The 21,954-nt window shown below is 38.0% G+C and carries 23 protein-coding genes; 16 read left to right on the top strand and 7 right to left on the bottom strand.

The annotated features are described in order from the left end of the window. Window positions 1-201: 201 nt before the first annotated feature. The 8 genes from hisG to hisIE all read left to right on the top strand — a co-directional run bounded on the left by hisG (window position 202) and on the right by hisIE (window position 7,800). Window positions 202-1,059: an ATP phosphoribosyltransferase gene (hisG, locus tag BUA16_RS07790; protein ID WP_072764180.1), complete on the top strand. Its 858-nt coding sequence runs from the start codon at window positions 202-204 to the stop codon at window positions 1,057-1,059. A gap of 117 nt (window positions 1,060-1,176) precedes the next feature. Next, window positions 1,177-2,460 carry a histidinol dehydrogenase gene (gene hisD / locus BUA16_RS07785; protein WP_072764179.1) on the top strand — a complete coding sequence of 428 codons (1,284 nt, stop codon included), beginning with the start codon at window positions 1,177-1,179 and terminating at the stop codon, window positions 2,458-2,460. 56 nt (window positions 2,461-2,516) lie between these two features. Continuing rightward, window positions 2,517-3,566, top strand: coding sequence for a histidinol-phosphate transaminase (gene hisC / locus BUA16_RS07780; protein WP_072764178.1), 1,050 nt, complete (start codon window positions 2,517-2,519; stop codon window positions 3,564-3,566). 50 nt (window positions 3,567-3,616) lie between these two features. Next, entirely contained in the window at window positions 3,617-4,750 is a 1,134-nt protein-coding gene (hisB, locus tag BUA16_RS07775) for a bifunctional histidinol-phosphatase/imidazoleglycerol-phosphate dehydratase HisB (protein ID WP_072764177.1), read from the top strand. Between the two features lie 75 nt (window positions 4,751-4,825). After that, window positions 4,826-5,410 carry an imidazole glycerol phosphate synthase subunit HisH gene (gene hisH, locus BUA16_RS07770; protein ID WP_072764176.1) on the top strand — a complete coding sequence of 195 codons (585 nt, stop codon included), beginning with the start codon at window positions 4,826-4,828 and terminating at the stop codon, window positions 5,408-5,410. A gap of 131 nt (window positions 5,411-5,541) precedes the next feature. Further along, window positions 5,542-6,279, top strand: a complete 738-nt coding sequence (gene hisA, locus BUA16_RS07765; protein WP_072764206.1) for a 1-(5-phosphoribosyl)-5-[(5-phosphoribosylamino)methylideneamino]imidazole-4-carboxamide isomerase — start codon at window positions 5,542-5,544, stop codon at window positions 6,277-6,279. A gap of 60 nt (window positions 6,280-6,339) precedes the next feature. Next, window positions 6,340-7,095: an imidazole glycerol phosphate synthase subunit HisF gene (hisF, locus tag BUA16_RS07760; RefSeq protein WP_072764175.1), complete on the top strand. Its 756-nt coding sequence runs from the start codon at window positions 6,340-6,342 to the stop codon at window positions 7,093-7,095. Between the two features lie 63 nt (window positions 7,096-7,158). Beyond that, window positions 7,159-7,800, top strand: coding sequence for a bifunctional phosphoribosyl-AMP cyclohydrolase/phosphoribosyl-ATP diphosphatase HisIE (gene hisIE, locus BUA16_RS07755; RefSeq protein ID WP_262482956.1), 642 nt, complete (start codon window positions 7,159-7,161; stop codon window positions 7,798-7,800). An 11-nt stretch (window positions 7,801-7,811) separates the two neighbouring features. Here the strand turns inward: hisIE and BUA16_RS07750 are convergent, their stop codons facing one another. After that, complete coding sequence (locus tag BUA16_RS07750; RefSeq protein ID WP_143150473.1) at window positions 7,812-8,198, bottom strand: hypothetical protein; 387 nt, start codon at window positions 8,196-8,198, stop codon at window positions 7,812-7,814. A gap of 133 nt (window positions 8,199-8,331) precedes the next feature. Further along, window positions 8,332-9,147, bottom strand: a complete 816-nt coding sequence (locus BUA16_RS07745) for a DUF1853 family protein (RefSeq protein WP_072764173.1) — start codon at window positions 9,145-9,147, stop codon at window positions 8,332-8,334. 78 nt (window positions 9,148-9,225) lie between these two features. Between BUA16_RS07745 and BUA16_RS07740 the strand changes: the two genes are divergently transcribed. Then, window positions 9,226-10,368, top strand: coding sequence for a vWA domain-containing protein (locus BUA16_RS07740; RefSeq protein WP_072764172.1), 1,143 nt, complete (start codon window positions 9,226-9,228; stop codon window positions 10,366-10,368). 49 nt (window positions 10,369-10,417) lie between these two features. Beyond that, window positions 10,418-11,887, top strand: a complete 1,470-nt coding sequence (locus BUA16_RS07735; RefSeq protein ID WP_072764171.1) for a magnesium chelatase — start codon at window positions 10,418-10,420, stop codon at window positions 11,885-11,887. A 22-nt stretch (window positions 11,888-11,909) separates the two neighbouring features. On the opposite strand, the gene BUA16_RS07730 is transcribed toward BUA16_RS07735, so the two are convergent. Then, window positions 11,910-12,194, bottom strand: coding sequence for a hypothetical protein (locus tag BUA16_RS07730; protein ID WP_072764170.1), 285 nt, complete (start codon window positions 12,192-12,194; stop codon window positions 11,910-11,912). 1,632 nt (window positions 12,195-13,826) lie between these two features. On the opposite strand from BUA16_RS07730, the gene truA reads away from it, so the two are divergent. From truA to BUA16_RS07705, 4 genes are all read left to right on the top strand, one after another. Next, window positions 13,827-14,612 carry a tRNA pseudouridine(38-40) synthase TruA gene (gene truA / locus BUA16_RS07720; protein WP_072764168.1) on the top strand — a complete coding sequence of 262 codons (786 nt, stop codon included), beginning with the start codon at window positions 13,827-13,829 and terminating at the stop codon, window positions 14,610-14,612. Window positions 14,613-14,764: 152 nt separating this feature from the next. Next, complete coding sequence (gene corA, locus BUA16_RS07715; protein ID WP_072764167.1) at window positions 14,765-15,871, top strand: magnesium/cobalt transporter CorA; 1,107 nt, start codon at window positions 14,765-14,767, stop codon at window positions 15,869-15,871. A gap of 214 nt (window positions 15,872-16,085) precedes the next feature. Continuing rightward, window positions 16,086-16,589, top strand: a complete 504-nt coding sequence (locus BUA16_RS07710; protein ID WP_072764166.1) for a Dps family protein — start codon at window positions 16,086-16,088, stop codon at window positions 16,587-16,589. A gap of 135 nt (window positions 16,590-16,724) precedes the next feature. After that, window positions 16,725-16,910: a hypothetical protein gene (locus tag BUA16_RS07705; protein WP_072764165.1), complete on the top strand. Its 186-nt coding sequence runs from the start codon at window positions 16,725-16,727 to the stop codon at window positions 16,908-16,910. Between the two features lie 109 nt (window positions 16,911-17,019). Here the strand turns inward: BUA16_RS07705 and cysM are convergent, their stop codons facing one another. Both cysM and epsC read right to left on the bottom strand, forming a co-directional pair. Further along, window positions 17,020-17,904, bottom strand: a complete 885-nt coding sequence (cysM, locus tag BUA16_RS07700; RefSeq protein WP_072764164.1) for a cysteine synthase CysM — start codon at window positions 17,902-17,904, stop codon at window positions 17,020-17,022. Next, a complete protein-coding gene (epsC, locus tag BUA16_RS07695) occupies window positions 17,894-18,688 on the bottom strand; it encodes a serine O-acetyltransferase EpsC (RefSeq protein ID WP_072764163.1) in 795 nt (264 codons plus the stop codon). The genes cysM and epsC overlap by 11 nt, the downstream gene beginning before the upstream one ends. Before the next feature lie 98 nt (window positions 18,689-18,786). On the opposite strand from epsC, the gene BUA16_RS07690 reads away from it, so the two are divergent. Then, window positions 18,787-19,467 carry a DUF2461 domain-containing protein gene (locus tag BUA16_RS07690; RefSeq protein WP_072764162.1) on the top strand — a complete coding sequence of 227 codons (681 nt, stop codon included), beginning with the start codon at window positions 18,787-18,789 and terminating at the stop codon, window positions 19,465-19,467. On the opposite strand, the gene BUA16_RS07685 is transcribed toward BUA16_RS07690, so the two are convergent. Continuing rightward, on the bottom strand, window positions 19,459-19,866 hold the full coding sequence (locus BUA16_RS07685; protein WP_072764161.1) for a glyoxalase: 408 nt from the start codon (window positions 19,864-19,866) through the stop codon (window positions 19,459-19,461). The genes BUA16_RS07690 and BUA16_RS07685 overlap by 9 nt on opposite strands. Window positions 19,867-20,155: 289 nt before the next feature. Between BUA16_RS07685 and BUA16_RS07680 the strand changes: the two genes are divergently transcribed. Then, window positions 20,156-20,551: an acyl-CoA thioesterase gene (locus tag BUA16_RS07680; RefSeq protein ID WP_072764160.1), complete on the top strand. Its 396-nt coding sequence runs from the start codon at window positions 20,156-20,158 to the stop codon at window positions 20,549-20,551. Window positions 20,552-20,554: 3 nt separating this feature from the next. Here the strand turns inward: BUA16_RS07680 and BUA16_RS07675 are convergent, their stop codons facing one another. Further along, window positions 20,555-21,778 carry a dipeptidase gene (locus BUA16_RS07675; protein ID WP_072764159.1) on the bottom strand — a complete coding sequence of 408 codons (1,224 nt, stop codon included), beginning with the start codon at window positions 21,776-21,778 and terminating at the stop codon, window positions 20,555-20,557. Window positions 21,779-21,954 lie beyond the last annotated feature (176 nt).

Genomic DNA, 21,954 nt, shown 5'->3' with positions numbered 1-21,954 from the left:
TTGACAATTACATGTTAATATACTACTTTTACGGCGTCATGAAAAACAAAAATACACATCATCATCATTTCCATACTGGCGATCAAGCGAGATAGAAATGTATTGTTGTAATTAAAATATAATCTAACCCGTTTGAGCAATCAAACGGGTTTTGTTTTTTCTGCCTGTTTGTTTCGCTCAGATAAAAACTAAAAATTGAAAATGAAAAAAATTAGGATTGCAATTCAAAAAAGTGGACGTCTTAATGAGGATTCACTACAGATTTTAAAAGATTGTGGTATATCCATAGACAATGGAAAGGACCAGCTAAAAGCATGTTCAAGGAATTTTCCTCTGGAAGTGTTTTATCTTAGAAATGGCGATATCCCACAATATTTAAGGGATGGGGTAGTAGATATTGCGATTATAGGAGAAAACGTTCTTATAGAAAAGGGTGGTGATATTTCTATAGCAGAAAAATTAGGCTTTTCCAAATGTAAAGTATCTTTGGCGGTTCCCAAACCCGTAAAATATAAAGATGTAACAGATTTTGAAGGAAAGCGCATAGCTACTTCCTATCCCAATACGGTCGTAAATTATTTGGAAAGTAAAGGGGTAAAGTCTGATATACACATTATCAATGGTTCTGTAGAAATTGCTCCTAATATTGGATTGGCAGATGCTATTTGTGATATAGTTTCTAGTGGGAGTACGCTGTTTAAAAACAATTTAAAAGAGGTCGAAGTCATGCTGACCAGTGAAGCTGTATTAGCAGTATCTCCCTTGATTGATACTGAAAGACAGCTGTTGCTCGAAAAACTACAGTTTAGAATCCAATCCGTCCTTAGAGCTAGGCAGTCCAAGTATGTGCTGTTAAACGCACCTAATGATAAGCTAGAAGAGGTAATTGCGCTCCTTCCAGGAATGCGAAGCCCTACCGTTTTACCTTTGGCAGAAGAAGGATGGAGTTCTATTCACACTGTTATCAATAAAGATAAATTTTGGGAGGTCATAGACGAACTTAAAAAAGCAGGTGCTGAAGGCATTCTGGTGTGTCCGATCGAAAAGATGGTGTTGTAAGGATTCTATTCCTTTTGATAACACCTATGAGAAAGGAGTTTTGTTGAAGATTTTTAAAGCTGTTTTTGAGTGGTCTTAATTAGTTAAGGTGCTTAAAAACCTAAAAGGAGCATAGGAATGAATAAAATTTATAACCCGATCAGAGAAGATTGGAAAACGGTTTTGAAAAGACCCACACAAACGGTAGCCGATATAGAGGGTATTGTCAAAAACGTTTTTAAGGAAATAAAAAGCGGTGGCGATGCCATTGTTAAAAAATATACCGAAAAATTTGACGGTGCCAAAATGGATACCAATTTGGTGTCTGTTTTAGAGATTGAAGCCGCAAAGGAATTGGTCTCAGCAGAACTTAAAGAGGCTATTCAGCAAGCAAAAGGCAATATAGAGCGCTTTCACTTAGCTCAAAAGACCGAAAAAGTTAGTGTAGAAACTACTAATGGTGTTCTTTGCTGGCAAGAAAAACGACCGGTCCAAAAAGTAGGTTTATATATTCCGGGCGGAACAGCTCCCTTGTTTTCTACAATTCTTATGTTGGTGGTGCCTGCTACTATAGCTGGATGCCAAGAGATTGTACTGTGTACTCCTCCTAGTAAGGAAGGTAAGGTAAATCCGGCAATCTTATATGCAGCCGATCTTTGCGGGGTCACAAAAATATTTAAAGTAGGAGGTATACAGGCTATTGCAGGAATGACTTTTGGAACAGAAACTATTCCGCAGGTGTATAAGATTTTTGGTCCAGGAAACCAGTTTGTTACCGTAGCAAAGCAATTAGCGACCCAATTTGGGGTAGCCATAGATATGCCTGCCGGACCTAGTGAACTCTTGGTGATGGCCGACGATACGGCCAATGCCGCCTTCGTTGCTTCCGACTTATTGAGTCAGGCCGAACACGGTGCCGATAGTCAGGTTATTTTGGTGTCTACTTCCAAAAACTTTATCGACGCAGTAGAAATAGAGGTCGCATTGCAACTTAAAGACCTGCCGCGAAAGGCTATTGCAGAAAAATCTATAGCAAATAGTAAACTGATTTATGTAGAAGACGATCAGACGGCTGCAGATCTTATCAACGAATACGGACCGGAGCACTATATTTTATGTGTAGAAAATGAAGCCTTCTTTTTGGAGAAAGCCTGCAATGCGGGTTCGGTTTTTATAGGGAACTACACTCCGGAAAGCGCAGGAGATTATGCTTCTGGAACGAACCACACCTTGCCTACCAATGGGTACGCAAAACAGTATAGTGGAGTAAATCTAGATAGTTTTATGAAAAGTATGACCTTTCAGAAAATATCCAAGGAAGGTATTTCTGAAATTGGAAAAACGATAGAGGTTATGGCAGAAGCCGAAGGCTTGCATGCTCATAAAAACGCGGTAACCCTAAGGTTAAAGAGTCTAAAATAAATTCGGAATAAAAAGAACATTTTACAGGCTATTTAATTGGTAGCGACATATTGAAGATGGTAGAAAATTTTAACATAGACAAATTGGTCCGAGACAATGTCAAAGGACTAAGCCCGTATTCTTCGGCACGTGACGAATACGTTTCGGATGGCTCTAAAATGATTTTTTTAGACGCCAATGAAAATCCTTTTGACAACGGAGTCAATAGGTACCCCGATCCACAACAAAGAAGCCTAAAAGCAGTGTTGGCGACCCAGAAAAAAGTTGCTCCAGCCCAAATACTCCTTGGGAATGGTAGTGATGAGGTGTTAGATTTACTCTTTAGGGCTTTTTGTGAACCTAAAACAGATAATATTATTAGCCTTCCGCCAACCTATGGGATGTATAAAGTGCTTTCAGGTATCAATAACATCGAGAATAGAGAGGTGTTGTTAACGGAGAGTTTTGAGCCTAATGTAGCAGAGATTTTACGTAAAAGCGATCAGAATAGTAAACTGCTTTTCCTATGCTCACCCAACAATCCTACCGGCAATAGCTTTTCAAAAGCAGTGGTAAAGGAATTGTTGCAAAGCTTTAAAGGATTGGTCGTGGTAGATGAAGCTTATATTGACTTCTCTCCCGAAGACAGCTGGATCCATGGTTTAGAAGAGTACCCTAACTTGGTCGTCACCCAGACCTTGTCTAAAGCCTATGGTATGGCAGGGATACGACTTGGTATTTGCTATGCATCGACCGAAATTATTGCCGTTTTAAATAAGATTAAGCCACCCTATAACGTCAATGAGCTTAGTCAACACAGAGCCTATGAGCGCTTGATGGACCAGGAAGCTATCAATCAGGAAATAACGGCCATTTTAGAACAACGCGATTGCTTGTCCAAGGCGTTGTTAGAACTGCCTTATGTTGACAGGGTTTTTCCTTCCCATGCTAATTTTATTTTGGCAAAAGTAGACGACGCAAATAACCGTTATGAGAAATTATTGGCAAAAGGAGTGGTGATCAGAAATAGAACTACACAGCCATTATGTGAAAACACCTTGCGGTTTACGGTAGGTACACCTGTAGAGAATGAACAATTGATAAGAGCTTTAAAAGAAATACAATAACCAAATAAAATCCATAACCCTTATTGTTTAAGAGTTGGGTGATCATAGCTATGAAAAAAGTACTATTTATAGATAGAGACGGTACCATTATTAAAGAAACCGTGGATGAGCAGATCGATGCTTTTGAAAAAATGACCTTTTACCCTAAAGCCTTTACTTTCTTAGGGAAAATTGCCAAAGAACTAGATTATGAATTGGTGATGATAACCAATCAGGACGGCTTGGGAACCGACTCTTTTCCGGAAGACACCTTTTGGCCAGTTCATAACTTTATACTAGACTCTTTTAAAAATGAAGGAGTGGTTTTTGATAAAATATTTTTGGACAGGACCTTTCCTCATGAAAATGCCAATACTAGGAAACCAGGAACTGGGTTGCTAACGGAATATTTCTCGGACGAATATGATTTAAAGAATTCCTTTGTCATTGGTGATAGGCTTACAGATATTGAATTGGCTAAAAACTTAGGATCTAAGGGTATCTTCATCAATGACCATACTCATTTGGGAACTGGGGAAATCACCGTTAAGAAGGACGAGTTGTCGTCGTATATTGCTTTGGAGACCAATGATTGGGAGCAGATTTATGAGTTTTTAAAACTGCAAGACCGAGTATCGGAAATACAACGTACTACCCATGAGACCGATATCTTTATAAAACTGAATCTGGATGGTACAGGGAAGAGTAACATCAGTACCGGCCTAGACTTTTTTGACCATATGTTAGATCAATTGGCACGTCATGGCCAAATGGACCTAGATATTAAAGTAAAAGGAGACTTGGAGGTCGATGAGCATCACACCATAGAAGATACTGCCATTGCATTAGGAGAGGTGTTTGCCAAAGCTTTGGGTAATAAGTTAGGTATAGAGCGCTATGGCTTTTGTTTGCCAATGGACGATTGTTTAGCCCAGGTTGCGATAGATTTTGGCGGTCGTAACTGGTTGGTCTGGGAAACAGAATTTAAACGTGAAATGATCGGTAAAATGCCTACCGAAATGTTTTATCATTTCTTCAAATCCTTTACTGATGGTGCAAAGGCTAATTTAAATATCAAGGCAGAAGGCACCAATGAGCACCATAAAATAGAGGCTATTTTTAAGGCTTTTGCAAAGGCCATCAAAATGTCGGTTAAACGCGATGTAGAAAAAATGGTATTGCCTAGTACTAAGGGTGTACTTTAATCCTTAGCGAGGGTGTAAAAAAATATTTGAAAACTAAATTCCCCCTCCCTTGGGAGGGGATCTGGATCAAGAGAAATGAAAATTGTAATTATTAATTACGGCGCAGGAAACATACAGAGTATTAAATTCGCCATTCAGCGCTTAGGGTTCGAGGCGGTCCTGAGTAGTGATAGGGAAGAAATTCTGGCAGCCGATAAGGTTATATTTCCCGGTGTAGGGGAGGCCGGAAGCGCTATGGAAAAACTAAAAGACAGCGGCTTGCACCTTCTTATACCCCAATTGAAACAGCCGGTATTAGGGATTTGCTTGGGAATGCAGTTGATGTGTATGGCAACGGAAGAAGGAAACACTTCGGGTTTGGGAATTTTTGATGTAAATGCCGTAAAGTTTTCTAAGAGGGTGAAAGTTCCTCAAATAGGATGGAACCAAATAGCCAAGTTCGATTCGGCTTTGTTTAATGGAATATCGGAAAACGAATATATCTATATGGTGCATAGTTTTTATGTTCCGGTCTGTGATGATACCATAGCCGTAACCAATTACGACCTTGACTATAGCGCAGCCCTGCAGAAAAACAATTTTTATGGCACCCAGTTTCATCCAGAAAAAAGCAGCCTCGTAGGAGAGCGTATTTTAAAGAACTTCTTGGAGGTTGTTTAAAATTGAATAAGGGCTTATAGTGCAGCACATAAATCAATCAGTAGGTTGTAAGCATAGGACCTAAATAAAAATCACAAATTTAAAAACACCCTGTTTAAGTTTTGATGTTTCTAAAAACTTGGGGAAATTATATGAGAATAATACCAGCAATAGATATTATAGAAGGAAAGTGCGTAAGACTCTCTAAAGGAGACTATGATACTAAAAAGATTTATAATGAAAACCCTTTGGAGGTGGCGTTAGAGTTTGAAGCTCATGGAATAGAACACCTTCATTTGGTTGATTTGGACGGTGCCAAGTCGCACCATATTGTCAATCATAAGGTTTTGGAGCAGATAGCTTCAAAAACCAATTTGAAAATCGATTTTGGCGGAGGATTAAAATCCGATGACGATCTGCGTATTGCCTTCGATAGTGGTGCAAGCCAAATAACGGGCGGTAGTATTGCGGTAAAAGATAGAGCTGTATTCACAAAGTGGATACAGACCTACGGAGCCGATAAAATAATCTTGGGCGCCGATGCCAAGGATGAAAAAGTTGCAGTATCGGGATGGCTCGAAGAGTCCAAAGAAGAGTTAATTCCTTTTATACAGTCATACCAAAAAGAAGGGATTAGCTATGTAATTTGTACCGATATTAGCAAGGACGGCATGTTGGAAGGACCTTCTTTTGATTTGTACGAAAAAATATTATTAGCCGCTGAAAATGAAGCAACAAAGATAAAACTAATTGCCAGTGGCGGGATATCGTGCTTTGAGGAACTTCCTAAATTGGCAGATCTAGGCTGTGAAGGAACTATTATAGGCAAGGCTATTTATGAGAATAGAATTAGCCTAAAACAGTTAGAAAACTTTATCCTAGGAAATTAGAAGGGTGTTTAACCACTTAATACTGAGGCTGAATGAGTTTCAGCGCGATTAGAAAAAGATATGTTGACGAAAAGAATTATACCGTGCTTGGATATTAAAAACGGACGTACCGTTAAAGGGATCAATTTTGTTGATTTAAGAGATGCTGGCGATCCTGTGGAACTGGCAGAAATCTATGCCCAAACGGGGGCAGATGAGTTGGTTTTTTTAGATATCTCGGCTACCGAAGAAGGACGTAGAACCATGGCCGATATGGTATTGAGGGTAGCGGAGAAAGTAAATATACCCTTTACCGTAGGAGGCGGAATCTCATCGGTTGAAGATGTTGATATTTTGCTTCACAACGGTGCGGATAAGGTTTCTATAAATTCATCGGCAGTGAAAAATCCACAGTTAATAAATGACTTAGTGGCTAAATTTGGCTCTCAATGTATTGTGGTGGCTATAGATGCTAAACAAATTGACGGTAAATGGGTTGTTCATTTGGTGGGAGGAAAAGTGCCGACAGAACTAAATCTGTTCGATTGGGCCAAGGAAGTAGAACAACGTGGCGCCGGGGAAATACTGTTCACCTCTATGGATCATGACGGTACCAAAGACGGATTTGCGAACGAGGCCTTGGCAAAATTATCGACCGAATTGAATATTCCGATTATTGCCTCGGGAGGTGCCGGAAAAATACAGCATTTTACAGATACCTTTTTAAAAGGGAAAGCCGATGCTGCTTTAGCAGCCAGTGTTTTTCATTTTAAAGAAATAGAGATCAAAGACCTAAAAGAAGAATTAAAACGGAACAATATACCAGTAAGAATATAAATAAAACAAGAGGGCTAAAAGAGCCGAGAAAAATAAATCATCTCGCTAAATGTTCTTTCCTTCATGACCAATGTAACAATGATGACAATAGACTTTAATAAGAATAACGACGGATTGGTACCAGCCATCATTCAAGATGCAACGACCCAAAAAGTACTGATGCTGGGGTATATGAACCAAGACGCTTTTGAGAAAACCCAAAAAACGCAAAAGGTTACGTTTTTTAGCAGAACCAAGCAGCGTTTATGGACCAAAGGCGAAGAAAGCGGTAATTTTCTTCATCTAGTAGATATGAAACTAGATTGTGACCAAGATGCTTTATTAGTTAAGGTAAATCCCGTTGGTCCAACATGCCACAAGGGAACCGATACCTGTTGGGAAGAGGAAAATAACGCTTCTTACGGGTTTTTAAGTAAACTCGAGGCTATTATCCAAAATAGAAAAGACCAAGCAGAAGGTAAAGTAGTCCAGGAAGAAGGCGCTAAGCCAAGTTATGTCTCGTCCCTCTTTAAAAGCGGAATCAATAAGGTTGCCCAAAAGGTCGGAGAAGAAGCTGTGGAAGTGGTTATCGAGGCAAAAGATAATGACGACAAACTGTTTAAGGACGAAAGTGCCGATTTGTTGTTCCACTATCTAATATTACTCCAAGCAAAAGGCTTTACCTTAAAAGATATTGTAGCGGTTTTGGAGGCACGCCATTCTTAAGAAATTAAAGATTACTTACTGGCTTCTGGTTCAGCACTAAAACACTCGTCCATTAGTCCAATAAGGTCTTGGGTGCTATTGTAGACTTTTTTGCTATAATAGCGCCCTCTATCCCAATCGACTGGATCGGAAGCCTTTTTCGCATCTTCTATGTTTTCTGCTACCTTGTCCGAGAGATTGTCGCATTTACAATCTGTTAGGTATTCGACAATTTTTTCATAAGAGGCCAAAGCTTTGGAAGAAGCATACTTTTGATGGTCGAAATTATTAGCCTTTAAGGCTTTTTTTGCGTGCATTAAGGCATAAGTAGCTGTGGAATAAGCTAGTTCACAGTTGCTTTTCTTGGGGAGGGTATACGTACAGAAAAAAGCGCATAAAACACAGTATATTTTAATCATCGTCAAAATAGGTTAAGATTGGTTCCTAGAAGAACGGATTATATGTGCTATTATTGTTTTTTATAGCATTCAGAAAACCAGTTTCTCCTGTTTTTTTAGAGAGTATCCAATGTTCATTGCTTTGGAAATAAAATCACCACCAAACTATAAAGTGTTTTTCTATAGGTCGCAGCGGCTTTTTAATCCATATCATAAGCGACTGTTCATTTTTCATGTAATTCCTTACCGTTGGTAAAATATCGAAATGTGAGGACCAGATGACGTCTTTATGGGGGGGTATGGGCCATTCTTTTTTGGCTGGAATATAGTATTCGAATTCTTGAAAACCTTCGGATTCAAAGATCTGGAATGAAAACCAATACCCTATGATGCATTTTGGATTGAAGGAGGGTAATGTTGTACTTTTATTAGTAAACGGTACAAACAATTGTGCTTTAAAACATACGTGATGCTGTAATGCTTCCTGGGCTATCCCTAGGTCACTTAAAGCTAAAATTCCCTCAGGAGAATATATTAGGGGGATTTGGTGATTTATAATTTTTTCTTTTTTCCTAAAAAAAGAATCCCTTCGGTTAGGACCTATCAATTGTTGCTGCTCCTCCGGAATATTGGGGTCTACTAAATAAAACTTATAGGTAAGCTCTATGTGTATAAGAAGGTTTGCAGTTAAATCTTCTACAATAAAATCTATTTCACCTAGACTGATCTTGTTTTTTCTAACCGGAGTATTATGTGCTAGGATACGGTAGGTGGCAGCGCTATTGATTAGCTGAAAGAAAACCTGCTCTAATTGATGTCCTAATCTTAGATTCGTAGGTAATGGTTGAGGTTTAAAATCTTTAAAATCTATCTCGGGAAAAACAAACTGTTGTATACCATTTAATTGACCGATCCATAATGGCGGTGTTTCATAAAATCCAATAAACCTTGACAAGTTCTTGTCTTCCATAGCTGTTGGGTACGCTTTGATCCGTTAAGTTTTGTTTAAAAAGCCCAAGATATAAACCAAATGTATTAAATTTATAGTATGGGCAAGAATAAAAGAAAAGGGTTTCGCTTTTCAAATTACGAAGCACCTGAACTGACTCCCTTCGATAAGCTTTTTGATATTTTCAAAGAATTAATCACACATACTTCGGGCGATGTGGATGAGGCTTTAGATTGGCTAAGGGAGTTAGATAAGGAATACGAGCTTACCGATGAGAACTATACCATTGACGACTTTATAGCAGACCTTAAAAACAAAGGATTCCTCCGGGAGGAGCATAAAGCAGATAAGAATGATGGTGGGGGTGCCGGAAAGAGCGATATGGCCATCACGGCTAAAATGGAGCGTATTATTCGTCAAGCGGCCTTAAATCAAATATTTGGAAAAATTAAACGCAGTGGTAACGGCAGCCATAAGACCGGTACCTCTGGCAGGGGAGATGAGCATTTGGGCGAATTGCGAGAATATCGTTTCGGCGATAGCCTAGAGCGTATCTCCATGACAGAAAGTTTAAAAAATGCCCAGATTAACCACGGGATGGGTAACTTTTTTCTTAGTGAAGAAGATTTAGTGGTTGAAGATACCCAGTATAAAGCCCAAATGAGTACCGTGCTGATGATCGATATCAGCCATAGTATGATTCTTTATGGAGAGGATAGGATTACCCCGGCCAAAAAAGTAGCCATGGCATTGGCAGAATTGATTACCACCCGATATCCAAAGGACACTTTGGAGGTATTGGTATTTGGAAATGATGCCTGGCCCATTCCTATAAAGGACCTGCCTTATTTAAAAGTAGGCCCCTACCATACCAATACGGTTGCGGGGATATCACTGGCCTTGGATATGCTGAGAAGGAAAAAGAATACGAATAAGCAGATATTTATGATTACCGACGGAAAGCCAAGTTGTCTTAGGTTGCCCGATGGTACATATTATAAAAACAGCGTTGGCCTGGACGATTATATCGTAGAGAAATGTTATAACATTGCTAGGCAAGCAAGGAAATTACATATCCCCATAACCACCTTTATGATAGCTAAAGACCCCTATTTAACGCAGTTCGTAAGGCAATTTACAGCGGCGAATAAAGGGAAAGCTTTTTTTACCGGATTAAAAGGTCTTGGAGAAATGATTTTCGAGGATTATGAGCAAAATAGAAGAAAAAGATTAAAGGGATAAGTAACAACAATAAGAATCCTGCGACAGTAGGGGTTTAGAATATAGAAATATGGATGTAAACTATACGGAAATTACTAACCTAGAACAGCTTAAAGCATCGGGCTACCAACCAAAGAAAATTAAAGACGAACTTAGGGACAACCTTATTCTCAAAATAAAAAACAAGGAAAACAGCTTTCCAGGGGTATGGGGGTATGAAAACTCCGTAATCCCCGAATTGGAAAGGGCAATTCTATCGCGGCACAACATCAACCTCCTTGGCCTAAGAGGGCAGGCAAAAACCAGGTTAGCGCGCTTAATGGTAAATCTATTGGACCTGTACATTCCTATTGTTGCCGGTTCGGAAATAAACGACGATCCATTAAACCCCATTTCTAGATATGCTAAAGAATTGATAAGGGAAAAAGGAGGCGCAACTCCAATTTCTTGGTTGCATAGGGATGAACGGTTTTACGAAAAACTTGCTACTCCAGATGTCACTGTGGCCGACCTAATAGGGGATGTAGACCCTATTAAAGCGGCTAATTTAAAACTTTCCTATGCCGATGACCGGGTAATCCATTTTGGAATGATCCCTCGTGCCAACCGTTGTATATTCGTGATTAATGAACTTCCCGATTTACAAGCAAGAATACAAGTGTCCTTGTTTAATATTTTGCAAGAAGGCGACATTCAGATAAGAGGATTTAAATTGCGACTACCCCTCGATTTACAGTTTGTGTTTACGGCAAACCCAGAGGATTATACTAATAGGGGGAGTATTGTGACACCTTTGAAAGATAGGATAGGGTCTCAGATATTAACCCACTATCCAGAAGATATTGCAACGGCTAGAAAAATTACGCAACAAGAATCTAAACTCGATAAGCGTCAGATCGATGCGGTATATATGCCTGATGTAGCCAAGGATTTATTAGAGCAAATAAGTATCGAAGCTAGAAAAAGCGAATATGTAGATGCTAAGAGCGGTATCAGTGCCAGGATGAGCATAACAGCCTTTGAAAATTTATTGAGTACCGCAGAACGACGAATTCTTAAAAGCAAAAAGGACAATACAGCGGTTAGATTGTTAGATTTTATGGGCGTCATACCGTCCATAACCGGAAAAATAGAACTAGTCTATGAAGGCGAACAGGAAGGCGCTGATGGTGTTGCGCAAATTTTGATTGAAGATGCCGTAAAATCTATTTTTGCCGAATATTTCCCGAAAATAGAAAAGCTAGAACGCAAGGATGTCGAAGGGCCATATGATGAGTTGATCAGTTGGTTCTTTAACGGAGAAGGGCTCGTTGTTTTAGACGATGCTACCGATGAAGAATACAAGAACCAGCTGAACAATATACCGCCATTAAATGCCTTAATGGAAAAATATAATCCTAACATTATAAAAGAAGACGTCTACTTTTATAAGGAATTATTGCTTTGGGGATTGGCCGCTTATAATAAGCTTAGCAAACAGCGATTTACAGAAGGATATGAATTTAAAGATTTATACGGAAACTACATTAAAGGGCTGTAAACGGTGAGTAAACGTCGAGGTGTTATTCAATTTCGGACGCTAGATCCGGATCTAAATAATTATGGTTGTATTTTCCTCTAAGGAGTTTACGTTTAATAAATAAAAACACGGTGAATAGTAGCAAGAACACCTTTAAACATATCTTTAGTGCGGCCATGGGGATCAATGTAGACGGAATAATTCGATCGTGGAATTGTCCCAAAGACACGACAGGAATCAGGGTTTCGATTATTTGAAAAAGGTATATCAAGCATATAAAATACATAGTATATTCAATATCTCGCCTCACCGTATCCGGGTATTCCATATAGGTAGTTTTAGGCCAAAAAATGTATAGGGGATAAATGATGGCTAAAATCGGGGAAAATGTAATTTTTTAATTTGTAAAAAAATTAAAACGGTTGAAGTATAGGCCGTAAAAACTTAAAATCACAATAATTAGAATCGCCAAAAGCGTTGAGGATATGGAAACCTTCATAATTTTAATGTTGGGGGAAGTATGCAAATGCCTCGGTGTTATAAGATATTCTTATATATAGATATTATTTTAGGCGGTAACTTTTAAATAAAGTCGTTATGCTGTTACTAATCGGAGCTTAACAAAAAATGCAATCAATATAATAAGTTTTTGTTTAATTATTGGGGCGTTCCCTCCTTCGTCGGGCGGGCCCTTGGCTATATCCCTTGCTTTGCTGCGGGGATGCCGCCGCGGTCCCTAACGCATAAGACATTCATCAGGATGAAAATATCTTCTAAAAAAAGTCAACAGTAATCCACTTCCTAAGGTCGCGTAATAGGTTTTCTTTTAGAAATAAAATAGGAGCTTAATAAATAAGTATGGCTTCCTTAAAGATACGAATAATACAATCGCAATTAAGGACTTAATAGGATGTTTATTGGTGTTTGTTTAGAATTAAGAAGTGGTAATGACCTAGGATTTGTTGTCTATGTCTAAAGGTTATTAGGCTAAGCAGTGCTAAGAAAAAATACATCAAGGATATCACAATGACCATAAAATGAAATACTTCCGATTGTAGGGTGCTTTCGAACTTACTATAAGAGAGGAGATTTATTAAAGTTTCAGCACCTCTATACATGTAAATTAAAAATGCAGGATACAAACCATACTCCAAATTTAGCACTGTAGAATCTATAGAGGCCGATCTTCTAATCCGACTGTTCAAAACATAAAGATATATAAGATGTACAATGGCTAAAACCGGAAAAATATAATTGTCGACTTTATTAAAGTAGAATTTATTGGAGTATAGGCCATAAAAGTTTAATACAACTAGAAAAATCAGTGCGATCACTGATAAAAGAAGGCAAACTTTAAAGGAAAAAATACGTAAAATGAATTTCATTTTGGACTTGTTCACTATTTTTTTTCAAAAACACAAAGATCGCCCTGATATTTCGAAACAATATAATTAATCGATAAAAGGTATAAGTTGCTAGAGGAAATACCGTTTGCCGAGAATATATTGAGTTTAATGAGGTGTTTAATTAAATTTAAAAAGTAAGAATTGCACATAATGTTTTAGAAAAAAGAAGGGGTTAAAAATGGCTTTTTAAAATAAACGTATGGTGCCAAAACAACTGTTATTTGATATTGGTTTTGATGCTTTAAACTCCAGTATATCCTGTTGTATCGGTTGTTTTTAGTGGTCCTATTTGTTAAAGGAGTCTTTTCTTTACGTAATTTTCGAACTCCTAAAAAAAATCGAAATTGAAACACAGCTCATAGGGTAGGTTAAAAAGTTAACCATCACCTGTATTGTAGGAGGTAAAATGGTTTTATCCGATGTTTTTGGAGTATAATTGATGGGTTTAGAGTATTATTGTTGCCGATAAATTAAAACTTAATAAACTATATAGTCTTTTTGTCCGGATAACCGATTTTAACATAAAACAACAAAACATTACAATTAACAAAAGCATGCAAACACAACGGTTTTATTACGTAATTCATGTCCAATTTTTAGGATTTCGGTATAGTGGTTGGCAAAAACAACCACAACACAAAACAATAGAAGGCATGTTGGTTAAAACCTTAAAGTACATATTGCCAGAGAGGAAATTTAAAATATTAGGAGCCGGACGAACCGACGCCAAAGTGTCTGCGCTAAATACTGCCTTTGAATTGTTTTTAGATGACGAACCTATAAGGAGCCCTACTGATTTTTTAGAAGAATTCAATACCAATCTTCCTCCAGATATCCGTGTAACCAGCATTAATACGGTCGATGAAAATTTTAATATTATCAAAGAAAGTAAATGCAAGGAATATGTGTACCTCTTTTCTTTTGGGCAAAAGAACCACCCCTTCGCAGCTCCTTTTTTAGCCAATATTATCGACGATTTAGATTTGGATTTAATGAAAAAAGGGGCATCCTTGTTTGTGGGAACGCATAATTTTTCTTCCTATACAGCCAGGTTGCAGCCTAATACTAAAGTGAACCGCACGATTGATTCTTGTGAAATAAAGCGAAATGAAATAATACAGGCTAATTTTTTTCCCGAATACAGCTATGCCTTGCATATAAAAGGAGCTGGTTTTATGCGGTATCAAATAAGAATGATTATGGGAGCACTAATTCAACTTGGAAAAGGAATACTAAGCCTCGAGGACATAAAGACTTCCTTGGAAGAAGTAGATTCACCTACCTTAACTTTTGTAGCGCCTGGCTCTGGATTATTGCTGAATAACCTAGAGTTTAATTAATACGATTTCCAATTATTAAAAGTTTTTATTTACAAGATCGTTTTTAAAGTTTTTTTGATTGCCGGAATAAAATTTATCTAGGAAGTCAATAAATACTAAATTAGTGGACAACTGTTCGCGACGAGATTTTAAAAACCTCAATAATACATCCCATGGCCAAAAAGAAACCCAACAAAAATACACCTCCAAAAAAACACTCCAAAAGACATCAGAAAATGGGGAAAGCCCCAGGAACTGTTATTTACATGGGGTATAGGGATGGGGGGAGTACTTCGGTCAACGTATTGGAATATGATGAAAACTCTATCCTTGAGCGGACGATTGACCCAGATACCCCTGATGGGCTTACATTTATTGAAGAGTTGACGGCTTCACCTACAACCACTTGGATAGATGTAATTGGGCTAAGCGACGAGTCTTTTGTAGAAAAACTAGGTAAAACACTTGGATTAAATCCATTATCCATTGAAGATGCCGTAAACACCAATCAGCGAGCAAAAATAGATGAATACGATAATTATATTTTTGGGGTTTTTAAAATGCTTTATTTAGACGCCGAAAATGAATTGGTGGCCGAGCATGTTGCATTGGTCTTGTCCAAGAATACCGTTGTGGTTTTTCAAGAGCTCAAAGACGATGTATTTAATGGCTTAAGGGATCGTATTACAAACAAGACAGGGCGTATTAGGTCCAGATCGGCAGATTATTTGTTCTTTGCCCTTTTAGATGCTATTATAGATCATTATTACGTAGTTCTCGAAAACGTAAACCTGAAAATTGAACTTTTAGAGGAGGAAGTATACGAAAATCCTAAATCACGAACCGCACATAAAATCCAGGAATTAAAGAAAGAGGTTCTTAGAATCAGAAGATATGTATATCCTGTAAAGGAACTTGTAAATAAATTAATAGATTCTGAACATGAGCTCATTTCTAAGGATACCAAGCTTTTCTTGAGAGATGCTATGGATCACAGTACAGAGATAAATGAAAGCCTGCAGATATATAGGGAGATGTCTATGAGTTTAATGGAGATGTACATGAGCAATATCAGCAATAAAATGAACGAGGTGATGAAAGTGCTGACCATTATGGCTTCAATTTTTATTCCATTGACTTTTATTGTAGGGGTTTATGGGATGAACTTTGATAATATGCCTGAGTTAAAAATGCCGAATGGTTATTTTTATGTTTGGGGACTCATGTTAATAATCTTTATAGGCTTGTTAATATACTTCAAAAAAAAGAGGTGGCTTTAACTTTTGTTAAGTTAATTCCACTTAATATTCGTTAAAGGACGTTAAAAATGTGAGAAACACCCTTAAGGTTGTTATCTTAAGGGCGTTGGGAGACAAGGCCGATGCCTATCCAAATGGTTGTATTCCACCTGCTATTCTCTAGAATAGCCTTTCTTGTCAATATTCTTCCCAAATTAAAACATATTGTTCAATCACTAAAATTTATTTCATATTTATGGCCTATCTAAATATTAAAGAAGAAAAATTGTTACCTGTAGTCGTAGAATTAAATACACTTTTGGCAGATTACCACATGTATTATCAAAAGTTAAGGAATTTTCATTGGAATATTCTTGGGAAAAACTTTTTCGAATTGCATCAGAAGTTTGAAGAACTTTACGGAGATGCCAGAATAAAAATCGATGAGATTGCCGAACGGGTACTGACTTTGAGATATCATCCATTGAGTAATTATAGCGATTACCTCAAAACTTCGGCTATAGAAGAAAGTGAAAGTTTTTTAAACGATCGAGAAATGGTTTCCGAGATTTTAGGATCTCATAAAATTCTATTGAGCCAAATGAGCAAGGTTATACAGGCAGCCAATACGATCGAAGATGAGGGGACGGTAGATCTAATAGGCGCATATATCCGCGATCTAGAGAAAACGAGCTGGATGTTGGATGCCTGGCTAAAAGACTCTTCCGATCATTTAAAAAGCGTTGCACAGGGCTCATAAAGTCCTTTTTAGAACGAAATAAAGTCAATTTTAAATTTTAAGGGCTAAGAATGTATTAGTTTAATTAAAAATTGTATTATCTTGTTATGTAAATTGTTAGATATCATATAAATATAAACTTTTAAAATTCAAAAAATGAAAAAAGTAATTTTGAGTATGATTATGTTGTTTGCCTTTTCATCCATAACTATTGGTTGCAGGGAAACAAAATCAACAGAAGAAAAAATCGAAGACGGAATTGAAAAAGTAGGCGATGATCTCGAAGAAGGTGTAGAGGAAATTGAGGATGAGATTGATGATGCCACCGATGATTCCCAATAAAAAAGACAGGGAATTTACAGCAAAAAGAGCACCTCAGGTGCTCTTTTTATTATATATAATGATTTGTTTTCACTTCTATAGAAGTGAAAACTTTATTGGCCCTAGCATATTAATCGAATAAATCAGAGGACAGATAGCGATCGCCCCGATCACAAATTATAGTAACGATAACGCCTTTGTCTATACTTTGAGCTAGTTTCACAGCTGCTGCCACGGCACCGCCACTGCTCATTCCTGCAAAAATCCCTTCTTCTTTTGCAAGTCGCCTAGCCATTTCGCTAGCCTCCTTTTCGCTGACTTCCATGACCGAATCTACCTTTTTAGGGTCAAATATCTTGGGGAGGTATTCTTTTGGCCATTTTCGTATTCCTGGAATTTTAGATTCATCGGTAGGCTGTACACCTACAATCTGTATCTTGGGATTTTGCTCTTTTAAAAAGGCTGAGGTGCCCATAATGGTACCTGTTGTACCCATGGATGACACAAAATGTGTTATTTTTTCAGCGGTATCCTTCCAGATTTCTGGTCCAGTGGTTTTGTAGTGTGCTTTCCAATTGTCGTCGTTAGAAAATTGGTTGATCATGACAAAGCCTTCTTTTTTGACTTTTGATTCGGCGTAATCCCTAGCGCCTTCAATACCTACATCTGCTGGCGTTAGGGTAACCTTTGCCCCGTAGGCACGCATGGTCTGTACTCTTTCTTTGGTAGAGTTCTCGGGCATGACCAGTTCTATGTTTAATCCGTAGATACCGGCAATCATCGCTAAGGCTATTCCCGTATTGCCGCTAGTAGCTTCTATTAATTTAGAGTCCCTCGAATAATCGCCACGCTCTAATCCGCCTTTGATCATGTTTAGAGCTGCGCGGTCTTTAACGCTTCCTCCTGGGTTATGGCCTTCGAGTTTAAAAAAAAGTTGAACATTCGGGTTGGAATTTAGGGTAGTGGACAATACTAAAGGTGTATTTCCAATAATATCTAAAATACTATAAGGCATGTGAAATGGGTTTTATTTTAATTTCTGGGGAATGAAAAACGGTTGAGTTAGCAGGTACGGAGGCTGTTATCCAGGCGTTTCCACCAATAACGGAATTTTTTCCAATAACGGTTTCTCCCCCTAAAATAGTGGCATTGGCGTAAATGGTAACATTGTCCTCAATGGTAGGGTGCCGTTTTGTCTTTTGTAGGTTTTTGGCAACGTATAAGGCCCCAAGGGTTACTCCTTGATATATTTTTACATTATCCTTAATGATGGCCGTCTCCCCAATAACAACACCGGTAGCATGATCGATAAAAAAAGATTCCCCTATTTGTGCTCCAGGGTTTATATCTACCCCGGTTTTGCTATGGGCGTATTCTGTCATTAAACGAGGAACTAAAGGAAATCCGTCCTTGCATAATTCATGGGCTAGCCTATAAATAGCAATGGCATAAAATCCCGGATAGGCTAAATACACTTCTTCGATGGACAGAGAAGCCGGGTCACAGTCTACGATAGCCTCGGCATCCTTGTTTAATTTTTCTAGTATTTCAGGTAATCTAACAACATAGTTGTCCCAAACTTTTTTACAAGGTTTATCTACCTTCCAGCAAGCTAAATCAACCAAGTGCTGAAATTCTTTCTCCAATAAATCCAAATTTTCGGCAACTGGAGTGTCAATATCAAAAAGCGTATAGAACAAGCGGTCTATAAATAGTTCTGTCTTCTCTTTAAGTTCAAATCTTAAGTTAGGCTGTTTTTTATGCGCCTTTATGTTTTTTATTATTTCTGATTTATCCATGAATTCTATTCCTTATCAGTCAAAATTAACCATTAATTCAAAATCACCTCAATCTTATTTGGTTAACTTTGATACAAAGTTACAATCAAATGAGTCGTATGGCACAGCGAGTAATTACGAAAGAAGTTTTCCTTTTTCTGCAAAAATTGGATAAAAACAATAATAGAGAATGGTTTACAGATCATAAAATGGAATTTAAAAGTATTGAAACCGAGGTGAAGGATTATTTTACGGCTTTAAAGGAGCGGCTTCAAGAACACGATGAGATAGAGCAACAAAAAATGTTCAGGATTTATAGGGATGTGCGATTTTCGAAAAACAAAACACCCTATAAAACCCATTTCGCCGGGTCGTTTTCCCGCGCCGGAGCACAGCTAAGAGGTGGGTATTATATACAAATAAAACCAAAAGGGTCTTTTATTGCGGCCGGATTTTGGGGGCCCACCAAAGAAGATTTGTTAAGGATCAGAAAGGAATTTGAAATGGATGCCTCTGAAATAAGAAGCATTATCAACACCCCTTCCTTTCGTAAAATATGGGGAGAATTAAAAGGAGAGGCTCTTAAGACCGCTCCCTCCGGATTCAATAGAGAACATCCGGATATTGACCTGATCCGGCAGAAGCAATTTGTTTTTGTAAAAGAGTTTAGCGACGAGCAAGTGTTGTCCCCAGAATTTATAACTATGGTAAACGATTCTTTCTGTGCCTTACGCCCATATTTTGACCTTATGAGCGATATATTAACTACAGATCTAAATGGTGCCTCCCTGCTAGAGTAAAACCGACGTTTCAAAATACTGTAGTTGGTCTTTAATACGCTCTGTAACCATTTGCATCATTCGTTTATTTAAGGCCGAAGAACTTTTTATATACAGGGTGTATTCTTCAGTTGTAAACTGACCGATGATGATTCCTGTTAGAGAGTTTCTGAACTTTATATCCTTCTGTATGGCATTTTCAATATATAACATACGATTGCTAAGGCTAAGTTCGTAGAAACGGTTCTTGTGTTGTTCAAAATAATTCTGAAAAACCACTAGCAGCAAGGAGTTTTGCATTTTAATGACCGGACGTAAAGTTTTGTTCTGAAACTGTTCTTCAGTGCTCATGTTTTCGGAAACTTTGGCAGAAGGAATTAGCGGTCGTATTTCTAGAATACGAAGGGATCTGTCGCTCATTTTTAAGGGGTTTTTATAAAGATATAAATTAGGGGCTCTTAAATAAAATAATAATGGACAGTTTTTACGCAATTTATGCGATTGACTTATTAATCCTTACGGCTTGAAGGCCCATATTCTTTAGGAGGAAGGTACATTGTCAATATGAAATATTTTAAAGGTTCTATTTGGGGAATTAAAGATATGGGAAGGGGTTATTTTTCAAAATGAGAAAACCAATTAAATTAGGATCGATTAATAGTTTTTACGATACAAACTTTTCTAACTTTAATAATTAAAAGTATTTGTTATGAGATTTCACACCAGAAAATGGGTTAAACCAGAAGATTTAAATGCCAATGGCACCTTGTTTGGAGGCCGACTGTTAGCATGGATAGATGAGGAGGCTGCACTGTACAGTATAATTCAATTGGAAAACAAGAAGGTGGTTACCAAGTATATGTCTGAGATAAACTTTATGAGTAGCGCTGTAGAGGGCGATATAGTAGAAATAGGGATAGAGGCGTTAAAATTTGGAGCTTCATCTCTTGTCTTAAGTTGTGAAGTGCGCAATAAGATGACTCGCGAAACTATTGTTACCGTAGATCAAATTGTAATGGTAAACTTAGGAAAGGATGGCCAACCGCTCCCTCACAACAAAACTAAAGTAGAATTTGTCAAAGATCGATTGGCCAATAAATCCTAAACTTTATTGAAGGGTAGTCGCTACTTCTTGTACCTTGTCAAGAACGCGCAAAAGGTTGCCTCCCCATAGCTTTTCTATGTCTTCTTCGGAGTAGTCCCTTTTCACTAGCTCTAGGGTAACATTAAAGGTTTCGGAGGCATCTTGCCATCCTTCAATACCACCGCCGCCATCGAAATCGGAGCTGATCCCTACGTGGTCTACTCCGATTAAATTGACCATATAATCAATATGATCAACGAAATCCGAAACCGCCACTCCTAGTACGGCATCTTTCCTTTTCGCAGCGAGCTCATCGGCGATTTTCTTTATCTCCTTGTGGTTTTCCAATCCTAAGGAGTCTGCTACTTCATCATAGAGTTTTCGCATATAAGCAGTTCTTGCCTCGCTTTTTTCGGTGTTCAGGTAAGAGGCAAAGGCCACGGTTTGAACCACGCCGCCGTTTTCCTTCATCAATAGCAATTGTTCGTCATCCAAATTTCGGCTGTGGTTGCACAAAGCGCGGGCCGAACTGTGCGAAGCGATTATTGGAGCCTTGGACAGGGCTATCATTTGTTTCATGGATTCTTTTGATGGATGCGATACATCGATCATAATACCAAGCCTATTCATTTCAGCAACGGCTTTCTTTCCCAATTCACTTAAGCCGTTATGGAGCCATTTTCCGTCTTCCTCTCCCGTGTTGGAATCGCAAAACTGACTATGTCCGTTATGGGACAAAGAAATATATCTGGCACCTAAATTATAGTAATTTTCAAATTCCGATAAATCCTCCCCCATAGGGTAGGCATTTTCTACCCCTATCATGGCTACTTTTTTTCCGGCTTTGGTAATCCTCCGTACGTCTTCAGAAGTTAAGGCAAGTTCAATCTGATCAGGAGCATAATCTTTACAGAGCCTGTGAATAGCGTCAAATTTTGCCATAGCATTCTCCTTTGCTTTCGCGTATCCCTCTTTGTTTAGCTCTCCTTGTCCTGTATAAACGATTAACCAAGAAACATCTAATCCGCCGATATCCATTTTAGGAAGATTTAACTGATTGTCCAATTTTTGAGTGTAGTTAATACTATCCGTAAAATTAGCCACGGTAAAATCGTCGTGTGTGTCAATGGTGATAACGCTGTTGTGAATTCTCAGAGCTTTATCCTCGAGCGATTCGGGGATTTTTTCTGTTTTTTCCTTGCACGAGAAAAAGGTAAGCGTGCATAATAGTCCAACTAAATGTTTCATGGTATAATTTTTTATGACTTACAAATAAAATCAATTAACCAGAGAAAATGAAGGTTATTAAACTTATTCTTGCTCGAAACAAGCAAAGAATGGCGTTTTGTTTTTAATATAGTTCAGAATAAAACACGGTATTATTTTATGAAAATGTGTAAGAATAGTTTGGCGCTAAAATCATG

The organism is Arenibacter nanhaiticus, from assembly GCF_900141935.1.
In the GTDB taxonomy this organism is placed as follows: domain Bacteria; phylum Bacteroidota; class Bacteroidia; order Flavobacteriales; family Flavobacteriaceae; genus Arenibacter; species Arenibacter nanhaiticus.
This window is presented reverse-complemented; position numbering and strand designations above follow the sequence as displayed.

What these genes read in the sequence shown, in the direction of transcription:
- hisG (WP_072764180.1), top strand. Translation starts at nt 202, where the DNA reads ATGAAAAAAATTAGGATTGCAATTCAAAAAAGTGGACGTCTTAATGAG.
- hisD (WP_072764179.1), top strand. Translation starts at nt 1,177, where the DNA reads ATGAATAAAATTTATAACCCGATCAGAGAAGATTGGAAAACGGTTTTG.
- hisC (WP_072764178.1), top strand. Translation starts at nt 2,517, where the DNA reads ATGGTAGAAAATTTTAACATAGACAAATTGGTCCGAGACAATGTCAAA.
- hisB (WP_072764177.1), top strand. Translation starts at nt 3,617, where the DNA reads ATGAAAAAAGTACTATTTATAGATAGAGACGGTACCATTATTAAAGAA.
- hisH (WP_072764176.1), top strand. Translation starts at nt 4,826, where the DNA reads ATGAAAATTGTAATTATTAATTACGGCGCAGGAAACATACAGAGTATT.
- hisA (WP_072764206.1), top strand. Translation starts at nt 5,542, where the DNA reads ATGAGAATAATACCAGCAATAGATATTATAGAAGGAAAGTGCGTAAGA.
- hisF (WP_072764175.1), top strand. Translation starts at nt 6,340, where the DNA reads ATGTTGACGAAAAGAATTATACCGTGCTTGGATATTAAAAACGGACGT.
- hisIE (WP_262482956.1), top strand. Translation starts at nt 7,159, where the DNA reads ATGACCAATGTAACAATGATGACAATAGACTTTAATAAGAATAACGAC.
- BUA16_RS07750 (WP_143150473.1), bottom strand. Translation starts at nt 8,198, where the DNA reads ATGATTAAAATATACTGTGTTTTATGCGCTTTTTTCTGTACGTATACC.
- BUA16_RS07745 (WP_072764173.1), bottom strand. Translation starts at nt 9,147, where the DNA reads ATGGAAGACAAGAACTTGTCAAGGTTTATTGGATTTTATGAAACACCG.
- BUA16_RS07740 (WP_072764172.1), top strand. Translation starts at nt 9,226, where the DNA reads ATGGGCAAGAATAAAAGAAAAGGGTTTCGCTTTTCAAATTACGAAGCA.
- BUA16_RS07735 (WP_072764171.1), top strand. Translation starts at nt 10,418, where the DNA reads ATGGATGTAAACTATACGGAAATTACTAACCTAGAACAGCTTAAAGCA.
- BUA16_RS07730 (WP_072764170.1), bottom strand. Translation starts at nt 12,194, where the DNA reads ATGGAATACCCGGATACGGTGAGGCGAGATATTGAATATACTATGTAT.
- truA (WP_072764168.1), top strand. Translation starts at nt 13,827, where the DNA reads ATGCAAACACAACGGTTTTATTACGTAATTCATGTCCAATTTTTAGGA.
- corA (WP_072764167.1), top strand. Translation starts at nt 14,765, where the DNA reads ATGGCCAAAAAGAAACCCAACAAAAATACACCTCCAAAAAAACACTCC.
- BUA16_RS07710 (WP_072764166.1), top strand. Translation starts at nt 16,086, where the DNA reads ATGGCCTATCTAAATATTAAAGAAGAAAAATTGTTACCTGTAGTCGTA.
- BUA16_RS07705 (WP_072764165.1), top strand. Translation starts at nt 16,725, where the DNA reads ATGAAAAAAGTAATTTTGAGTATGATTATGTTGTTTGCCTTTTCATCC.
- cysM (WP_072764164.1), bottom strand. Translation starts at nt 17,904, where the DNA reads ATGCCTTATAGTATTTTAGATATTATTGGAAATACACCTTTAGTATTG.
- epsC (WP_072764163.1), bottom strand. Translation starts at nt 18,688, where the DNA reads ATGGATAAATCAGAAATAATAAAAAACATAAAGGCGCATAAAAAACAG.
- BUA16_RS07690 (WP_072764162.1), top strand. Translation starts at nt 18,787, where the DNA reads ATGGCACAGCGAGTAATTACGAAAGAAGTTTTCCTTTTTCTGCAAAAA.
- BUA16_RS07685 (WP_072764161.1), bottom strand. Translation starts at nt 19,866, where the DNA reads ATGAGCGACAGATCCCTTCGTATTCTAGAAATACGACCGCTAATTCCT.
- BUA16_RS07680 (WP_072764160.1), top strand. Translation starts at nt 20,156, where the DNA reads ATGAGATTTCACACCAGAAAATGGGTTAAACCAGAAGATTTAAATGCC.
- BUA16_RS07675 (WP_072764159.1), bottom strand. Translation starts at nt 21,778, where the DNA reads ATGAAACATTTAGTTGGACTATTATGCACGCTTACCTTTTTCTCGTGC.